The sequence below is a fragment of the Pseudomonas fuscovaginae SE-1 genome, from assembly GCF_000364705.1.
In the GTDB taxonomy this organism is placed as follows: Bacteria; Pseudomonadota; Gammaproteobacteria; order Pseudomonadales; family Pseudomonadaceae; genus Aquipseudomonas; species Aquipseudomonas fuscovaginae_A.
Genome location: NZ_AQOH01000236.1, coordinates 1 through 3,189 on the forward strand (window position 1 = coordinate 1; position 3,189 = coordinate 3,189).

The following is a 3,189-nucleotide window of genomic DNA, read 5'->3' on the forward strand; positions in this document are numbered from 1 at the left end:
CTGCAAGGCGGCCTGCAGGTTCGGGCTGCCCGGGAACAACGAAGCGGTATGGCCGTCGTCCCCCATGCCCAGCACCAGCACGTCGATGTCCGGCAGTTCGGCGAGGAACTGATCGGCCTGCCGCGCCGCTTCATCCAGGTTGGCCGCGGCGTTGTACAGACCGATGAAACGTGCCCTGGCCGCGGCACCCTGCAGCAGATGACGCTTGAGCAGCCCGGCATTGCTATCGGCATGTTCGACCGGAACCCAGCGCTCGTCGGCCAGGCTGATCACCACCTGGCTCCAGTCCAGATCCTGTTTGGCCAGGTTCTGGAAGAACGCCACCGGGCTGCGCCCGCCGGAAACCACCAGGGTCGCCACGCCACGGGCGGCAATCGCCGTGCGCAGTTGTTGCGCCACCGCCAGGGCCTGACCTTCGGCCAGCAGCGCCGGCGTGCGGAACGCCTGTCCGATCACGCCCTTGGGCAGTTTCAATTCAGATATCGCCATACCACGACCTCCCATCGCGCGTGATCAGTGCAATCGAGCTCATCGGCCCCCAGGACCCGGCCGCATAGGGCTTGGGCGCATCGCCGGATTTCTTCCAGCCGGCGATCAACTGATCGCACCACTTCCACGCCGCCTCGATTTCATCCTTGCGCACGAACAGGTTCTGGTTGCCGTGCATCACTTCCAACAGCAGACGTTCGTAGGCATCCGGAATCCGCGCACTGTGATAGGTGTCGGAGAAATTCAATTGCAGTGGCCCGCTGCGCAGTTGCATGCCCTTGTCCAGGCCCTGGTCCTTGGTCATCACCCGCAGCGAAATGCCTTCGTCCGGTTGCAGGCGGATGATCAGCTTGTTGCTGATCTGCAGGCGCTGCTCGGGGGCGAAGATGTAGTGCGACGGCTCCTTGAAGTGGATGACGATCTGCGACAGTTTCTGTGGCATGCGCTTGCCGGTGCGCAGGTAGAACGGCACGCCGGCCCAACGCCAGTTGCGGATGTCGGCACGCAGGGCGACGAAGGTTTCGGTGTCGCTCTGGGTGTTGGAATTCTCTTCTTCCAGGTAACCCGGCACCGAGCGGCCTTCGCTGTGCCCGGCGATGTACTGGCCGCGTACCACCTGGGTGGTCAGGCCTTCCGGACTGATCGGCGCCAGCGCCTTGAGCACCTTGACCTTCTCGTCACGGATGCTGTCGGCGGACAGGTCGGCCGGTGGGTCCATGGCGATCAGGCACAGCAGCTGCAACAGGTGGTTCTGGATCATGTCGCGCAACTGGCCGGCCTTGTCGAAGTAGCCCCAGCGGCCTTCGATGCCGACCTTCTCGGCGACAGTGATCTCCACGTGGGAAATGTAGTGCTGGTTCCACTGGGTCTCGAACAGGCTGTTGGCGAAACGCAGGGCAATCAGGTTCTGCACCGTCTCTTTGCCCAGGTAGTGGTCGATGCGATAGGTGCGGTTCTCCGGGAAGAACTGCGCCACCGCGTCGTTGACCTTGCGTGACGACTCCAGGTCCGAACCGATCGGTTTTTCCAGCACCACCCGGGTGTTGTCGGCCAGGCCGACCTTCGCCAGGTTCTCGCAGATCCCACCGTATACCGCCGCCGGCGTGGCGAAGTAGGCGATCAGTTGTTCGCCCGGACCGACGGTGTCGGCCAGGGCCACATAGTCGTCGGGCTTGAGGAAATCCACATGCAGGTAGCTCAGGCGGCCGAGGAAACGCTCGACGACCGCCTCATCGATCTCCTTCGCCTCGACGAACTCACGCAGTTCGCTGGCGATGGTAGCCAGGTGCTCGTCGACGCTGCCCGGCTCACGGGCCAGGGCGAGAATGCGCGTGTCCTCGTGCAGCAGGCCGGCGCCATCGAGGTGATACAAGGCAGGAAACAGCTTGCGCAGCGCCAGGTCGCCCAAGGCGCCGAACAAGGCAAAGGTGCACGGTTCAACCGTTATCGAAGGCATGATGTTTGTTCTTTTATCAAGTTAAACGATAAATACCTTTTTTCGAGGCATCACTCAAGGAAAAAATGTAGTAATAAACACAACATTTCTTCAAAATCACGATTGCGAGTGGTGGTCCACAGGCACCATCAGTAGGATAGGCCACCGCCGAGAACCGCCAAAACGCGTTCTCCCATGCATTGCAGAACCAAGGAACACCACATGGACCGCGTGCGAAATCTGCTGGAACAGATCCAGAATCGCCTCGAAGACCTGAACAAGGCCGAGCGCAAAGTCGCCGAAGTCATCCTGCTCAACCCGCAGCAGGCGACCCGCTACAGCATCGCCGCCCTCGCCCAGGCGGCCTCGGTCAGTGAGCCGACGGTCAACCGTTTCTGTCGTTCGTTCGACGTCAGCGGCTACCCGGAGCTCAAGTTGCAACTGGCGCAGAGCCTGGCCAGCGGCGCGGCCTATGTCAGCCGGGCGGTGGAAGCCGATGACAACTCCGAGGCCTACACGCAGAAGATCTTCGCCAGCGCCATCGCCTCCCTCGACAGCGTCAGCAAGGTGCTCGACCCGGAGCAGGTCAACCGTGCCGTAGACCTGCTGACCCAGGCCCGGCAGATCCACTTCTTCGGTCTCGGCGCTTCCGCGCCGGTGGCGATGGACGCCCTGCACAAGTTCTTCCGCTTCAACATCTCGGTCACGGCCCATGCCGACGTGCTGATGCAACGCATGATCGCCTCGGTCGCCCATACCGGCGAGCTGTTCGTGATCATTTCCTACACCGGCCGCACCCGGGAACTGGTGGAAGTGGCGCGCATCGCCCGGGCCAACGGCGCCTCGGTACTGGGGCTGACCGCTGCCGGCTCGCCGTTGGCCAAGGCCAGCACCCTGAGCCTGAACATTCCACTGCCGGAGGACACCGACATCTACATGCCGATGACTTCACGGATCGTCCAACTGACCGTGCTCGACGTACTGGCCACCGGCATGACCCTGCGCCGCGGCGTGGACTTCCAGCCACACCTGCGCAAGATCAAGGAAAGCCTCAACGCCAGCCGCTATCCGGTGGGCGACGAGTACGACTGAGCACGGCGGTGCGGGTTGCAACAGGGCTGCCGCGAGCCGTTGCTGTGACGGGCTTTTGTGACGGGCTTTTGTGGCAGGCTTTTGTGGCAGGCTTTTGTGGCGAGCGGGCTTGCCCGCGCTGGGCTGCAAGGGGGAGTGTCAGATTTTTTGTGTTCGGGCCGGTAACGGCCTGC

At 62.6% G+C, this 3,189-nt stretch carries 3 protein-coding genes; 1 reads left to right on the forward strand and 2 read right to left on the reverse strand.

Features of this window, described 5'->3' with window-relative positions:
• Window positions 1-489 (reverse strand): 6-phosphogluconolactonase (pgl, locus tag K675_RS0120255; RefSeq protein ID WP_037006921.1); only part of this gene is annotated, 489 nt, incomplete at its 3' end.
• Entirely contained in the window at window positions 476-1,945 is a 1,470-nt protein-coding gene (gene zwf / locus K675_RS0120260) for a glucose-6-phosphate dehydrogenase (protein WP_017905305.1), read from the reverse strand. The genes pgl and zwf, both read right to left, overlap by 14 nt.
• A gap of 210 nt (window positions 1,946-2,155) precedes the next feature.
• Here zwf and K675_RS0120265 point away from each other — a divergent pair, with 210 nt between their 5' ends.
• Window positions 2,156-3,016 carry a MurR/RpiR family transcriptional regulator gene (locus tag K675_RS0120265; protein WP_198291663.1) on the forward strand — a complete coding sequence of 287 codons (861 nt, stop codon included), beginning with the start codon at window positions 2,156-2,158 and terminating at the stop codon, window positions 3,014-3,016.
• Window positions 3,017-3,189 lie beyond the last annotated feature (173 nt).

What these genes read in the sequence shown, in the direction of transcription:
- zwf (WP_017905305.1), bottom strand. Translation starts at nt 1,945, where the DNA reads ATGCCTTCGATAACGGTTGAACCGTGCACCTTTGCCTTGTTCGGCGCC.